This is a genomic window from Comamonas sp. JUb58, from assembly GCF_004364775.1.
In the GTDB taxonomy this organism is placed as follows: Bacteria; Pseudomonadota; Gammaproteobacteria; order Burkholderiales; family Burkholderiaceae_C; genus Comamonas.
The window spans coordinates 244,949-256,985 of the sequence record NZ_SOAL01000007.1; the positions used below are offsets into that span (position 1 = coordinate 244,949).

20 protein-coding genes are annotated in these 12,037 nt (G+C 59.2%); all 20 read left to right on the top strand.

The features are described 5' to 3' along the window. Window positions 1–148: 148 nt before the first annotated feature. Window positions 149–670 carry a hypothetical protein gene (locus tag EDF71_RS09870; protein ID WP_133856398.1) on the top strand — a complete coding sequence of 174 codons (522 nt, stop codon included), beginning with the start codon at window positions 149–151 and terminating at the stop codon, window positions 668–670. Then, a complete protein-coding gene (locus EDF71_RS24985; protein WP_166656502.1) occupies window positions 667–840 on the top strand; it encodes a hypothetical protein in 174 nt (57 codons plus the stop codon). The genes EDF71_RS09870 and EDF71_RS24985 overlap by 4 nt, the downstream gene beginning before the upstream one ends. Further along, on the top strand, window positions 837–1,127 hold the full coding sequence (locus tag EDF71_RS09875; RefSeq protein ID WP_133856399.1) for a hypothetical protein: 291 nt from the start codon (window positions 837–839) through the stop codon (window positions 1,125–1,127). The genes EDF71_RS24985 and EDF71_RS09875 overlap by 4 nt, the downstream gene beginning before the upstream one ends. Next, window positions 1,124–1,984 carry a helix-turn-helix domain-containing protein gene (locus EDF71_RS09880; protein ID WP_133856400.1) on the top strand — a complete coding sequence of 287 codons (861 nt, stop codon included), beginning with the start codon at window positions 1,124–1,126 and terminating at the stop codon, window positions 1,982–1,984. The genes EDF71_RS09875 and EDF71_RS09880 overlap by 4 nt, the downstream gene beginning before the upstream one ends. Beyond that, on the top strand, window positions 1,981–2,442 hold the full coding sequence (locus EDF71_RS09885; RefSeq protein WP_133856401.1) for a hypothetical protein: 462 nt from the start codon (window positions 1,981–1,983) through the stop codon (window positions 2,440–2,442). Before EDF71_RS09880 ends, EDF71_RS09885 begins: the two co-directional genes overlap by 4 nt. Next, entirely contained in the window at window positions 2,439–2,612 is a 174-nt protein-coding gene (locus tag EDF71_RS24990; protein WP_166656503.1) for a hypothetical protein, read from the top strand. The genes EDF71_RS09885 and EDF71_RS24990 overlap by 4 nt, the downstream gene beginning before the upstream one ends. Further along, the gene (locus EDF71_RS09890; RefSeq protein ID WP_133856402.1) at window positions 2,609–2,965 is read left to right on the top strand and encodes a hypothetical protein; all 357 of its coding nucleotides are present in this window, start codon (window positions 2,609–2,611) and stop codon (window positions 2,963–2,965) included. The genes EDF71_RS24990 and EDF71_RS09890 overlap by 4 nt, the downstream gene beginning before the upstream one ends. A 201-nt stretch (window positions 2,966–3,166) precedes the next feature. After that, complete coding sequence (locus EDF71_RS09895) at window positions 3,167–3,472, top strand: hypothetical protein (RefSeq protein ID WP_133856403.1); 306 nt, start codon at window positions 3,167–3,169, stop codon at window positions 3,470–3,472. After that, window positions 3,469–3,600, top strand: coding sequence for a hypothetical protein (locus EDF71_RS25560; RefSeq protein ID WP_279586284.1), 132 nt, complete (start codon window positions 3,469–3,471; stop codon window positions 3,598–3,600). Before EDF71_RS09895 ends, EDF71_RS25560 begins: the two co-directional genes overlap by 4 nt. Continuing rightward, the gene (locus tag EDF71_RS09900; protein ID WP_166656504.1) at window positions 3,597–4,010 is read left to right on the top strand and encodes a recombination protein NinB; all 414 of its coding nucleotides are present in this window, start codon (window positions 3,597–3,599) and stop codon (window positions 4,008–4,010) included. Before EDF71_RS25560 ends, EDF71_RS09900 begins: the two co-directional genes overlap by 4 nt. A 106-nt stretch (window positions 4,011–4,116) precedes the next feature. Beyond that, a complete protein-coding gene (locus EDF71_RS09905) occupies window positions 4,117–4,686 on the top strand; it encodes a recombination protein NinG (protein WP_133856405.1) in 570 nt (189 codons plus the stop codon). Next, window positions 4,683–5,138, top strand: a complete 456-nt coding sequence (locus tag EDF71_RS09910) for a zinc finger-like domain-containing protein (RefSeq protein ID WP_133856406.1) — start codon at window positions 4,683–4,685, stop codon at window positions 5,136–5,138. The genes EDF71_RS09905 and EDF71_RS09910 overlap by 4 nt, the downstream gene beginning before the upstream one ends. Window positions 5,139–5,617: 479 nt before the next feature. Beyond that, window positions 5,618–5,824 (top strand): hypothetical protein, encoded by a 207-nt coding sequence (locus EDF71_RS09915; protein ID WP_133856407.1) that lies wholly within the window; start codon window positions 5,618–5,620, stop codon window positions 5,822–5,824. A 17-nt stretch (window positions 5,825–5,841) separates the two neighbouring features. Continuing rightward, a complete protein-coding gene (locus EDF71_RS09920; protein ID WP_133856408.1) occupies window positions 5,842–6,345 on the top strand; it encodes a hypothetical protein in 504 nt (167 codons plus the stop codon). Between the two features lie 373 nt (window positions 6,346–6,718). Further along, a complete protein-coding gene (locus EDF71_RS09930) occupies window positions 6,719–6,979 on the top strand; it encodes an HNH endonuclease (protein ID WP_243854245.1) in 261 nt (86 codons plus the stop codon). Between the two features lie 143 nt (window positions 6,980–7,122). Next, a complete protein-coding gene (locus EDF71_RS09935) occupies window positions 7,123–7,551 on the top strand; it encodes a terminase small subunit (RefSeq protein WP_133856436.1) in 429 nt (142 codons plus the stop codon). After that, window positions 7,551–9,227, top strand: coding sequence for a terminase large subunit (locus EDF71_RS09940; protein ID WP_133856410.1), 1,677 nt, complete (start codon window positions 7,551–7,553; stop codon window positions 9,225–9,227). The genes EDF71_RS09935 and EDF71_RS09940 overlap by 1 nt, the downstream gene beginning before the upstream one ends. Window positions 9,228–9,238: 11 nt before the next feature. Beyond that, the gene (locus EDF71_RS09945; RefSeq protein WP_133856411.1) at window positions 9,239–10,474 is read left to right on the top strand and encodes a phage portal protein; all 1,236 of its coding nucleotides are present in this window, start codon (window positions 9,239–9,241) and stop codon (window positions 10,472–10,474) included. After that, window positions 10,410–11,297, top strand: coding sequence for a head maturation protease, ClpP-related (locus EDF71_RS09950; protein ID WP_243854246.1), 888 nt, complete (start codon window positions 10,410–10,412; stop codon window positions 11,295–11,297). The genes EDF71_RS09945 and EDF71_RS09950 overlap by 65 nt, the downstream gene beginning before the upstream one ends. A 2-nt stretch (window positions 11,298–11,299) precedes the next feature. After that, window positions 11,300–12,037: phage major capsid protein (locus tag EDF71_RS09955; RefSeq protein ID WP_133856412.1), on the top strand; the 738-nt coding region annotated here is incomplete at its 3' end.

Sequence of the window (12,037 nt, forward strand, 5' to 3'; positions counted from 1 at the left end):
GGTTGTGTCGGAACTACCAGCATAGCTCAAGGCAGGGCAGGCACCTCTCTCTAGAAATTTTGTAGTCGTCGTTTTCATGTTCTCAGTATCTGAAAACGCCAAACCGACCGCCAGCCTTAAATAAACCGCATTTCAAGGGATCGTAAAAATGACCTGCCACCTCTCACAAACCGATTGGCGCGACGTTGTTTACAACACCGTCCGCAGTACCGCTGGTGGCGTTGTTGACGCTGCGCGGTTCCTCACCGAGCGCCGTGGTCGCTCGATCCACCCCGAAACCCTGCGCGCCCGTCTGCGTGGCGTGGATGGCGAGTGGATCAACCTGGAAATGCTGGAGTTGTTGACCGAGTGGATGCAGGAGAAGACCGGCGCTGCGCCCATGGACTGGCTTAAGGCCTTGAGCAACCGCTTTGGCATGGTCGCCATGGAACTGCCTCCGGCTCCAGAGGGTGGCTGGTCTTGTGAGGTCAGCGCTATCAAGACAAAGCTGCTGCAGCTCAACGTCGAAGGCGGATCGCTCACGGCGCTGGGGATGAAGGTCACTGATGACCTGTCTATTAGTCCGCGTGAAGCCGAGGAAATGTCTGCCCAGATCATGGCTGAGGTCGAGCTGCTGCTGCGCTTGCGCCGCAATATCTGCCGCGCTGCAGGTCTGGAGGCTGGTCAATGAACGCCTTCACCCGCCCAGCCAAATCCATCGCCTCCGGGCTCACCAAGCCCCGAATCCTCAAGACAGTAGACCGCAACCCTCGCTACCACGGCTACTACATCGAAAGCGGGGCTCAGGCCCAGGCATCAAGTCTCAAGACCCAACGAATTCTGAAAGGAGCCCTGCGATGAACAACGCCCGAGCAAGCGACCCAATTACCAGCGTCATCGCAGGCGAGCGCGCAGCTCTGTTTGCGGGCAATCACTGCGACCGCATTTTGGCCGCGCTGGCCGATGATCTGAACCCGCCCGGCTGGGGCGGCATGACGGCCGGCGAGATGGCACAGGCCACCGGCATGTCTGTAGAGCAGGTCTGCCGCCGTCTGCCTGAGCTGCAGGCACGCGGCCAAGTGCAAGTTGTGCAGTTCGAAGGCGAAGACCTGCTGCGCAATGGCTATCGCGTCTGGGAGGCTGTATGAGCATCAAGCTCATGACGGCAGTATTTGACCGCTACCCCAACGGTGGCGGCGAAATGCTGCTCGCGCTGGCCCTGGCCGATCACGCAAGCGACGATGGAACCAAGGTCTACCCAAGCATCAAGGCTCTGGCTGAGAAGACTCGCCAATCTGAGCGCACCGTTCAATATCAGCTGCGCCGCATGCAAGAGACTGGCTGGCTGATCTTGGTTGGCGCTGGTAATGGGGGGCGCAGCATGACCTCTGAGTACCGCATTTCTCCCATTTGGATAAAGGGTGCAGAAATTGCACCGTTTCAAAAGGGTGCAACTGACGACACAAAGGGTGCAAGTGACAACACTAAAGGGTGCAATCTGACGCATGAAAGGGTGCAACCCATTGCACCCGCAAATAACCGTCAAGAACCATCAGAGAACCATCAAGTAACCGTCATTGATGGCGCGAGCGCCAAAAAGCCAAAGGCGAACCGCTCGACTGTCCTGCCTGCCGACTTCATGCCAAACGAAACGGCTGAGGCAATGGCCCTCGAGATGGGCCTGAACCTGGGCGACCAGCAAGCCGCATTTGAGGACCACCACGCCGCGAAGGGCTCGACCTTCATCGACTGGCAAGCGGCGTTCCGCACCTGGTTGCGCAACGCCACCCGTTTTGGCCGCTCGACCCAAGCCACTGGCGCGCCACAGCGCAGCGGCGAAACCGGCTACCAGCGCTCGATGCGCGAGCGGGCCCAAGAGGTCGTACCGTCCATTGCCCGGCAAGCTCCAGAAGCTTCGCCTACCGATTTTTTCAAGAACCAAGCCATTGAGGTCGCGGCTCGGCGCATTGAGCAGCCACAGAAACGAATTGGAGGCGGAGCATGAGCTTGCCGGCAGCATGGATCGACAAGATCTTCACCAAACTGACCCTGGCCTACGGCCGTGACTTCCTGGGCCGCTGGGAGGGCATCGACCTGAACGCTGTGAAGTCCGACTGGGCGCACGAGTTGGCTGGGTTTGAGCGCTTCCCCGAGGGCATTGCTCACGCGCTGACCCATCTGGACCCTGCCAAGCCACCGACGGTGTTCCAGTTCCGCGACCTGGCACGCAAGAGCCCCCGCGCTGAGGACAAGCAACTGCCGGCGCCGGCCGCATCACCTGCCGTGGTTGCCGAGCAGCTAAAGCGCCTGGCGCCAATGCTCAAGCGCCTTGAGCCCCGCGCAGACAAGGCATGGGCCCACACGATCCTGAGCCGCGTTCGTGCCGGCGAGAAGCTGAACCCGACAACAGTTCGATTTGCCCGCGAGGCAGTGGGCGACAAGCAATTGCTGGAGGCGCAATGATCCAAAAGAACCAGTTCTACACGCTTCCAAGCGGGGCAATAGTGAAGGTCAACAGCAAGGCAGAGGGATGCCCAGATTGGAACTGCAGCTACCAGGACAAAGGGCGCCAGGGTGTGCAGGTCAGCCTGAGTGAGGCTTTCATCAGCAAGTTTGCGGAGGTGTGGGGATGACAGATCGTGAATTGTTGGAGGCGGCTGCCAAGTCCATGGGGTTCAAGGATTTCAGCTTCACGGATATGCGGGGATGGGGTGAGGCCCGGTACGGGCTAAGTGAGGGCATCTGCGCTGATGAGTTGGACGACTATTGGAATCCTCTGGTGGATGGCAATGCAGCATTGAATCTGGCTGTTGTGCACGGAATGGAAGTCAGCTTCCACCATGGTCTGGGCCAGGCCCTTGCCGTGGTTCCTGGCCACTCCAGAGGTCGTGGTGAGTATTGGCAAGCAGGCAAGCCAATGGAGGCCACCCGCCGCGCCATTGTCCGCGCAGCCGCCGCCATCCAGCAAGCCAAGGAGGCCCAGTGACATGTGCAACCTGCAAACACTGGCAGCTAAAGGACTCGTCCGGCCAAGCAACACCGATGGCAAAGCACCACATGGCGCCATGCGAGTTTGGCCCATCGTGGCGGTTCATGCCACCACACCAAACATGCAACAGCCACCAGGCTGCACCGGTAAATGTGATCAAGGCCAGGGATGCCTGGCTCAACAAGAAGGGGTGAGGGGATGAGCATCAAAGAATTCGTGGCCAATCTGGATTTAGACCAGCTTTCCCATTGCGCAGAAGAAGTCGAGACGCGGCTCCGCACCTTGAAAGAGGGCGAAAAGGTTCGCCTTTGGCATGTTGATGTCGAGCGTACCTTTTGCTTTGCGTCTCCTGAGCCTAAAGAGGTAATCGAGTGGCTGCAATCGTTCCTGGCTCACCGGCATGCATCAGGAGAGCTCGACCGAATCAATGTTTATCCAATGTCCGCCTATCCATGCGAGGTTGCTGGCTGGGTGAAGGGAAATGAAAAGCCGGAGGACGTATGAAGCCAAAACTGATCAAGAGCAACGGCATCTGGCACTGCGCCCTGGTGTCGGCACTGCGCGGGTTTGTGGGCCTGGGCTACACGCCGGCCGATGCATACCAAGACTGGCTGACTGGTGGTGCGCGATGACTGAGCGCATCAGCCTCTCCCTATGGGAGCCCATCCAAGCGCATAAGGCCCTCATGCATGCGTGGGGCTTCGTCAAGCCGTGGATTCTGTCCGGCCACCGACTCACCCTGGAGATTCGGCCCGAGAAGCGCAACGATGCGCAGAATCGCCGGCTGTGGGCGATGCTCTCCGACATCTCCGCCCAGGTGGATTGGCACGGCCACCGCCTGACTACTGAGGAGTGGAAGGATGTTTTCAGCGCCGCGCTCAAGCGCACCAAGGTGGTGCCAGGCCTGGATGGCGGATTTGTCGTCTGCGGCCAGTCCACCTCAAAGATGACCAAGGCCGAGATGGCAGAGCTGCAGACCCTGATGGAGGCTTTCGGGGCTGAGCGGGGCGTTCGGTTCAAGGCGGTGGAGGTCGAGGCATGAAGGATGTTGCATTCTTCACAATGCTCTGCGGCTTCGTTCTGGCTGCGCTGGGGCTACCAGGCTGGGGCTGGTTTCTGTTTGTGGCATTCATGTTTGGGGTGATGGCATGACCTTCCGCCGCACCCGTTGCAAGCACTGCAAACAGAAGCTAGAGCCCGGGCAGCGCCTGCTGCACCCAGGCTGCATTGATGAATTCGCCGTAGAAGAAGCTGCGCGCATTGAACGAAAGAAGGCCAAGGAGGCTCTGGCCGCTGCCAAGGTTGAGCGTGCTGAGATGAAGCGGAGGAAGGAGAAGTCACTGACTCTCTCGCAGAGAAAGGCCCGCGCTCAAGTGCAAGTAAACGCATATGTGCGCCTGCGTGACGCTGACCTTCCCTGCATCTCTTGTGGACGCTTCCATCAAGGCCAATGGCACGCGGGGCATTACCGCAGCCGCGGTGCTGCAAGCAACTTGGCCCTTGACCCCCGAAACATCCATAAGCAATGCCAACCCTGTAACAACCACCTGCATGGCAACGCGATTGCATACAGGGCCGGACTGATTGAGCGATATGGCGTGGAGTATGTGGAGGCGCTTGAGTCGGACAACGATTCCCGCCACTTGACCGCAGAAGAAGTAGACGCCATCCGAGACGAATACAGAGCAAAGACGAAAGAACTGAAAGGTAGACCATGAGCATCACAGCAGAGCGTTACACAGCAGCAATGCATTCCAGCGACCTTTCGGACGAAGCCCACAAGATCGGCCAGGTGGACCTGATCAAGGCAAGCGGCATGAGTAAGGCCAGTGTTGCATCCCACTACCTGCGGATCATCACCAAGCCCAGCCGGTCGGACATTGAGCGCATGCATGCCGAGCTGGTCCACGAGGCCATGACCAAGAAGGTGGCATCGCCCCACGATTCGGCGGCAGAGGCTATGGCCTGGCTGATCGACCAGAAGTGCAAGCCCTGCAATGGCACCGGCCTCAAGGTCAAGGAAGCCAAGACCTACACCTGCTCCAAGTGCAAGGGCACCATGCTGGCCCGCGAGCCCGGCAGCAAGGACGCCCAGTTGCTGATCGATCACGTCATGGACTGCAAGCGGACCCACAGCCACAACATGAATAAGCTGTTGCGCCCCCATTGAATATGTGGTAATCTCGGCAGCGTTGAGAGGTTCTTGTTATTGAACCAGCGGGCAACGGTTTGTTGTCTGCCCTCAACCATGAATCACTTGCCGGGCTGTTGTGGCTCGGCAAGGCCTTAGATGGCGGAGCGTTTCCGCTTCTAGGGATGTGTTCTAGGCGTAGCGCGCAGTTGTGATGCGTGACGCCGTAGCCCCTGTAGTAGCTGCCTAGCAGTGAGTCGAAGCAGGGGAAAGCCGGGGATCACTACCGGCGCGCCTAGAAGACGATCAACACCCAGCCTCGCCAAGTGCGGGGCTTTTTCATGTCAGCTGCAGCAAGCGCGGCCCGCACCCGAGCGGTATGAACGTGCGGCATCTCCTACTGAGAGCTTCCCAGTGCTTGAAGAAGCGAACAGCAACCCCAGCCCATGAGGGTTGTCTGATGGGGTACGAATACCAAGGCCAGCCAAGTGCTGGCTTTTCTTTTTTAGCGAGGCCTTATGAACGAATATGCACCGCATCAACAACGAGTGGTAGACGAGAAGCGAGAGCTGGATGAGAAGCTTCAGAAACTGACCGCGTTTATCAACTCCGAGAAGTTCGCGGAAATCGTCAAAGACGAGGATGAGCGAGGCCGACTTGTTTGCCAAGAGGATGTGATGAAAGACTACAGCGCTATCTTGGATGAGCGCATCGCCGCATTCTGACCAGCTTCGGAGGTCCCATGAGCCTAAGACGAAAGATAGCCCTGTGGCTGTGCCCTGAGTTGTGGCATGAGACCAATGAGTCGTGGAGGTTCCGCGTCTACATCGAAGACTACCAGCGTTGGCTTGGCGCGTTTCCAGAAGTCGCGCAGGTGCTAAAGAGTCTTCGCGCAACGGTTCTTGGCGGTGAGCCAATCAACGCTGGCACACCTGTAGGAGATGAGGTTTGCCCCGTTGGCGGACTGCGCACTCAGTTGCTCAAGATGCAGCAGATGCACCCAGCCATACACGTAGGCGAGCGAATCATCCCGGCGGCAGACAACAAGGAAGTATTGGGAGCGGCAGCGGCCCATGTCGCCAGCTATCCGGAGATGGCCAAGGCTGTAGCTTCGCTGCACCCAACCACTGATGACAGCGATTCCATTTGGAAGGCTGAGGTGCTGGAGCAGTTGAAGGCCATCAGCCAGGCGGTTACCAGTGCCGCCGAGAACGGCAACGCCATGAGGGTTGCCAACACCCGCTAACCAGTTACCGCAGGGCAGGCTCTCCGCACACGCGACCTACACACTTGGAGCCTAGCCCCTGCGACCCATTCGCCACAGGACACGAGATGAACCGCACTCAACACCCATCGAACAATGCAGTGCTTGGAGCCCCCAAAGGATGGGCTCAAGGCGCGCTGCCATGTAATGCGCTGCCAATCACTCGGACTGAGTGCGACGGTCATCCTGCGGTGGTTTCGTTCTGGAAGCCAACTGCGGAGGAGCTGCAGGCGCTAAATGAAGGGCGGCCCGTAGCTCTGTGGGTGGTAGGCGAGACCATGCCGCCTGTCGCGTTGATGGTTGACCAGTGAGTCTGAAGACACTCAAACCCAGGCTACCCGTCCTCTCCACTTCCATGAAGGTGCTGGACACGAAGGCGGGAGCAACTGAGCGCATACGCGGCAGCCGCTGGATGAAGATCCGGGAGCGCACTCTTACTGCAGGTGCCTACACCTGTGTGGACTGTGGCAGGGTGCACGCCTCGAACGAGGTGGACCACGACACGCCACTAGAGCAGGGTGGCAGCAATGACCAATCGAACCTGGTGGTGCGATGCACAGACTGCCACAAGGCCAAGACGAAGCGAGAGGCGCAGGAGCGGTATCGGGTTGGCTGAATCGGGTGCGACTCGCCAGAGGGCTGTGGTCGATCCCCAGAGGAATCGGCGGGCCGGGGGGCGTCCGAAGTCGGGAAGGGCCTTGCCCCCGAAACCGACCTGTTCCGCATGCGCAGACTATTTCCCCCATGGAGGATTTGTTAATGGCTTTAACAGGCAAAAAGCGACTGTTCGCCAATGCCGTTTTGGCTGGCAAGTCGAATAAAGAAGCGGCAATCGCCGCTGGGTACAGTCCAGCTACTGCATCAGCAGCCGGTTCACGGCTTGTTAAGGATGCCGAGGTGGCGGAGCACCTTCAAAAGCACAAGAAGGCGAAGGAAACGGGCGAGGCCCCGCCGGCTGACCGTCCATCGTTTGACCTCAGCCAGGCGATGGCGCATAAAGACCCTCGCGCCTTTCTGCTGGCGGCAATGAACGATGTTGAACTGGAGCCAAAGCTGCGCATCGATGCTGCCAAGGCGCTGATGCCCTTTGAGTTCGCCAAGATGGGTGAGACCGGCAAGAAAGATGCAAAGCAGGCTGCTGCTGAGAAGGCTGGAACAGGTAGATTTGGCTTGCGGGCGGTGAAGTAATGGAATGGACCACGAGCCTCCCGGACTGGGAGGAGCGCATCATTGCGCGTCGGTCCATGGTGCCCGTTGAGCCTTTGTTTCCAGAGGTGGCAGCCGATGCAATGGATGTCTTCGGCGCCCTTCGGATGGTGGACGCTGACGGTAGCCCTCTGATGGGCGAAGCTTGCTTGCCTTGGGTGAATGAGTTGGTGGCGGCGCTGTTTGGCTCCTATGACCCGGAGCGTAGGCGCCGCCTGATCACCAACTATTTCCTGATGGTGAGCAAGAAAAACGGCAAATCGATGATCGCTGCGGGCGTGATGCTCACAGCGCTCATTCTCAACACTCGGGCGGCGGGTGAGTTCATCATTCTGGCGCCGACCAAGGAAGCGGCAGACAACGCGTATAAGCCCATTCGGGAGATGATCCTGGCTGATGACGAGTTGTCAGCCCGGTTTCACGAGCAGCAGCACATCAAGACAGTCACCGACCGGCTGAACAACGCCACCTTGAAAGTGGTGGCGGCTGACAGCGCGACGGTCACCGGCAAGAAGGCCATTGGCGTGTTCATCGACGAGCTGCATGAGTTCGGCAAGAGCGCCAAGGCGACATCGATGCTGACGGAGGCGACAGGCGGCATCACCTCGCGCCCGGAAGGCTTCGTCTTCTACTGCACCACACAATCGGAGAACCCGCCAGCTGGCGTGTTCTTGGACAAGCTCAACTACGCCCGCAAGGTGCGAGACGGTAAGGTGGTGGATCGCCGGTTTCTGCCTGTGATCTATGAATTCCCAGATCACATGCTGGAGGCTAAGGCTTACGAAGATCTCGATAACGCATACATTACCAACCCAAATTGGAATGTGTCAGTGGATGCTGAGGTCATCGCCCAGAAGATCCAGGAAGCAGAGGAGGCTGGCGAGCATGCAGTCCGGGACATACGGGCTAAGCACCTGAATGTCCAGGTCGGCATGAATATGTCCGCCCAGCGGTGGACGGGTGCTGACTACTGGGAGCAAAACGGCGACAAGCGCGTAACGCTGGACCACATCATTGCCAGTTCAGAGGTAATCACCATCGGCATCGATGGTGGCGGGCTGGATGACTTGCTCGGGCTGGGGATCGAGGGCCGTGAGGCAGGGCGAGAAAGCTGCCTGCTGTGGAATAGGGCCTGGGTCCATCCCATCGGTATCGAGCGGCGCAAGTCCGAGGCATCGAAGTACCACGGTTTCGTTAGTGATGGCGACCTGGTCATTGTCGAGAGGCCACGCCAGGACGTTGAGGAACTGGCCGCCCTGTGTAAGAAGGTCTACGACGCTGGGTTGCTGGCCAAGATTGGCCTGGATCCGGAGCGCACCCACAAGGTGGTGTTCAAAGCGCTGATTGATGCAGGCATCCCAGAGGATCTGATCATCGGTATTTCTCAGGGCTGGAAGCTGACCGGTGCGATTGCGGTGGCCGAGCTGGCCTTGAAGGACGGTCAGTTGACACACGCCGACTCGCCAATGATGGCTTGGTCGGTGGGCAATGCAAAGGTAGTGCCTTCCGGAAACGCTGTGCTGATCACCAAGCAGGCCAGCGGCACGGCCAAGATTGACCCGCTGATGGCCTCGCTCAACGCGATCACGCTGATGGCGACCAACCCTGAAGCAAAGCGCAAATCGGTCTACGAGCGGCGCGGCATCAGGTACTTATAGGGTACGACTCAATGAAAATATTCGATATGTTCCGGCGCAAGCCGGAGGCACAGTCGCGCCCGCAGTCCAGTGCTCAGGGGTTCACCTTTACGGGGCTGGATGACCCGGCGTTTCTGGAATTCATTCGCATGGGCCAAACAGGTGCGCAGGGCAACATGCTGCGCAACACCGCAGCACTGCGTTGCCTGACCCTCCTGTGCAACGGACTGGGCATGCTGCCCTTGAGCCTCTACCGCGAGGGGAGTGACAAGCAAAAGGCGACCGATCACCCGGCTCACAAGTTGGTGCGGGTCAAACCCAACCCTTACCAGACGCCGATGGAGTTCAAGAGCCAGATGGAGCTGCTGCTGGAGACGGAAGGCAACGCCTATGCGCGCATTATCCGATCCGGCAGTCGCCCGATACATCTGATCCCCTTCGAGAAGGGGCGGGTCATTGGCAAGCTTGGGTCAGGTTGGCGGATGCAGTATCAATGCACCACCGAGAACGGCGGCCAGATCACCCTGGACCAAGACGAGATGCTCCACATCCGTGATTTGTCGCTGGATGGTATCGAGGGCCTATCCCGCCGAAAGCTGGCATCTGAGGTGTTCGACCTGGCGGCCGGCGCGCAGCGCGCAGCTTCCAACGTCTTCCGCACGGGCGTCATGGCTGGCGGGGCGATTGAAGTGGATGGTGAGTTATCAGACCCCGCTTACAAACGCATGAAGCAATCTGTAGACGAAGACTACACGGGAGCTGAGAACGTCAACAAGTGGATGATTCTGGAAGAGGGGGCGAAGGCCAAGACCTTCGCATCGACGGCCAGGGATGGCCAGCATATTGAGAATCGCAACCATCAAATTGAGGAAGTCGCCCGCCTATATGGCGTGCCTCGGCCACTCCTGATGATGGATGACACCAGTTGGGGCTCCGGCATTGAGCAGCTGGGCATTTTCTTCGTGCAGTACACGCTGGCCAGCCGCATGCAGGCTTGGGAAGAAGCCCTGGCCCGGTCGCTGTTGACCGACCGAGAGCGGGAAACCCTGTTCTTCAAGTTCAACGTGCGTGCTCTGTTGCGCGGCACTCTTAAAGACCAAGCGGACTACTTCGCCAAGGCCCTGGGCGCTGGCGGGCACCAGCCATGGCACAGCGCAGACGAAGTGCGGGAGCTGCTGGACTACCCAGCGACTGACCTGCCACATGCAACGCAGCTCGGACAGCCGTCTGGAAAGAAAGAAAGCAATGAGCCTACGAAAACTACCTGAGCTGAACGCTGGGGCGCGCGGTCGCATCCAGTCGTTTGTGTCGCCCAGTGCGATGTCGCGTTGGACGCCTGGCATACAGGCAGCCGCTGGCGACTCGCCTGACAACGTGATCAGCATTTTGGATGTGATCGGCGAGGACTGGTGGACCGGGGAGGGTGTCACAGCCAACCGGATCGCTGGTGCCTTGCGCGCAATTGGCGACCGTGATGTGGTTGTGAACGTGAACAGTCCTGGCGGCGACATGTTCGATGGCGTGGCCATCTACAACCAGCTGCGCATGCACCCGGGCCGCGTCACCGTGAACATTCTGGGCATGGCCGCTAGCGCCGCCTCGGTAATCGCGATGGCTGGTGATGAGATCCGCATTGGCAGGCCTTCGTTTCTGATGATCCATAACTGCTGGTGCTTGGCCGCTGGCAACCGCCACGACTTTGCTGCGCTCAGTGAGCAGATGGCGCCGTTTGACGCAGCTATGGCCGATGTCTACCAGGAGCGCACGGGGGTGGATCTCAAACGTATCACTTCCTTGATGGACAAGGAAAGCTGGATCGGTGGCTCCGTCGCTGTTGCTGACGGCTGGGCTGACGCCCTATTGGAGGATTCGGCGATCAAGCAGGGCTCCGATACACAGGCTTCGGCGGTACGCCGCATCGAAGCAGCATTGCGCGCAAGCGGCATGCCTCGTAGCGAAGCACAGCGCGTTCTATCTGAATTCAAGTCCGGCCTGAGCGATTCGGCTGGCAATGGCGGCCTGAGTGACTCGGCAGCAAAACCAGTAGCAGCGGCTTCGCTGCAAAACCTACTCAACGCCATGAAAGGCTAAATATGACCGACATCAACAAGACCATTGAAGACCTGGGTCGCTCCTTTGAAGAGTTCAAGAGCACCCACACGCAAGAGCTGAACGCTCTGAAGGCTGGCAACAGCACTTCCGACTTCCAGGCCAAGCAGGAAAAGATCAACGCCGACATCGACCGCCTGCAAAAGGAAGTTGAAGACGCACACACCAAGATCGCCTCTGCCCAAATGGGCGCAGGCACCAAGGCGCTGCGTGACAAGGAGTACACCGACTCCTTCAACGCCCACATGCGCAAGGGTGATGTGCAGGCTGCCCTGAACAAAGGCACGGCTGACGAAGGCGGTTACCTCACTCCCGTCGAATGGGACCGCACCATCACCGACAAGCTGCGCGACGAATCGCCCATGCGCCAACTGGCCCAGGTGCAGGTCACCAGCAAGGCTGGCTGGAAGAAGCTGTTCAACATGGGCGGCACTGGCTCCGGCTGGGTGGGCGAAACTTCCGCCCGTCCTGAAACGGCCACTCCCGTGCTGGCTGAGCTGGGCTTTGGCCATGGCGAGATCTACGCCAATCCAGCCGCCACCCAGCAGATTCTGGACGACGCCGAGATCAACATCGAGGCGTGGCTGGCATCTGAGGTGCAAGCCGAGTTCGCCGAGCAAGAAGGCGTTGCGTTCATCTCCGGCGACGGCGTGAACAAGCCTGCTGGCATCCTGACGTACGTCACGGGCGGCACCAACGCAGCCAAACACCCGTTTGGTGCG

Excerpts from the sequence above, each read along its gene's own strand:
- EDF71_RS09870 (WP_133856398.1), top strand. The coding sequence starts at position 149 with ATGACCTGCCACCTCTCACAAACCGATTGGCGCGACGTTGTTTACAAC.
- EDF71_RS24985 (WP_166656502.1), top strand. The coding sequence starts at position 667 with ATGAACGCCTTCACCCGCCCAGCCAAATCCATCGCCTCCGGGCTCACC.
- EDF71_RS09875 (WP_133856399.1), top strand. The coding sequence starts at position 837 with ATGAACAACGCCCGAGCAAGCGACCCAATTACCAGCGTCATCGCAGGC.
- EDF71_RS09880 (WP_133856400.1), top strand. The coding sequence starts at position 1,124 with ATGAGCATCAAGCTCATGACGGCAGTATTTGACCGCTACCCCAACGGT.
- EDF71_RS09885 (WP_133856401.1), top strand. The coding sequence starts at position 1,981 with ATGAGCTTGCCGGCAGCATGGATCGACAAGATCTTCACCAAACTGACC.
- EDF71_RS24990 (WP_166656503.1), top strand. The coding sequence starts at position 2,439 with ATGATCCAAAAGAACCAGTTCTACACGCTTCCAAGCGGGGCAATAGTG.
- EDF71_RS09890 (WP_133856402.1), top strand. The coding sequence starts at position 2,609 with ATGACAGATCGTGAATTGTTGGAGGCGGCTGCCAAGTCCATGGGGTTC.
- EDF71_RS09895 (WP_133856403.1), top strand. The coding sequence starts at position 3,167 with ATGAGCATCAAAGAATTCGTGGCCAATCTGGATTTAGACCAGCTTTCC.
- EDF71_RS25560 (WP_279586284.1), top strand. The coding sequence starts at position 3,469 with ATGAAGCCAAAACTGATCAAGAGCAACGGCATCTGGCACTGCGCCCTG.
- EDF71_RS09900 (WP_166656504.1), top strand. The coding sequence starts at position 3,597 with ATGACTGAGCGCATCAGCCTCTCCCTATGGGAGCCCATCCAAGCGCAT.
- EDF71_RS09905 (WP_133856405.1), top strand. The coding sequence starts at position 4,117 with ATGACCTTCCGCCGCACCCGTTGCAAGCACTGCAAACAGAAGCTAGAG.
- EDF71_RS09910 (WP_133856406.1), top strand. The coding sequence starts at position 4,683 with ATGAGCATCACAGCAGAGCGTTACACAGCAGCAATGCATTCCAGCGAC.
- EDF71_RS09915 (WP_133856407.1), top strand. The coding sequence starts at position 5,618 with ATGAACGAATATGCACCGCATCAACAACGAGTGGTAGACGAGAAGCGA.
- EDF71_RS09920 (WP_133856408.1), top strand. The coding sequence starts at position 5,842 with ATGAGCCTAAGACGAAAGATAGCCCTGTGGCTGTGCCCTGAGTTGTGG.
- EDF71_RS09930 (WP_243854245.1), top strand. The coding sequence starts at position 6,719 with ATGAAGGTGCTGGACACGAAGGCGGGAGCAACTGAGCGCATACGCGGC.
- EDF71_RS09935 (WP_133856436.1), top strand. The coding sequence starts at position 7,123 with ATGGCTTTAACAGGCAAAAAGCGACTGTTCGCCAATGCCGTTTTGGCT.
- EDF71_RS09940 (WP_133856410.1), top strand. The coding sequence starts at position 7,551 with ATGGAATGGACCACGAGCCTCCCGGACTGGGAGGAGCGCATCATTGCG.
- EDF71_RS09945 (WP_133856411.1), top strand. The coding sequence starts at position 9,239 with ATGAAAATATTCGATATGTTCCGGCGCAAGCCGGAGGCACAGTCGCGC.
- EDF71_RS09950 (WP_243854246.1), top strand. The coding sequence starts at position 10,410 with ATGCAACGCAGCTCGGACAGCCGTCTGGAAAGAAAGAAAGCAATGAGC.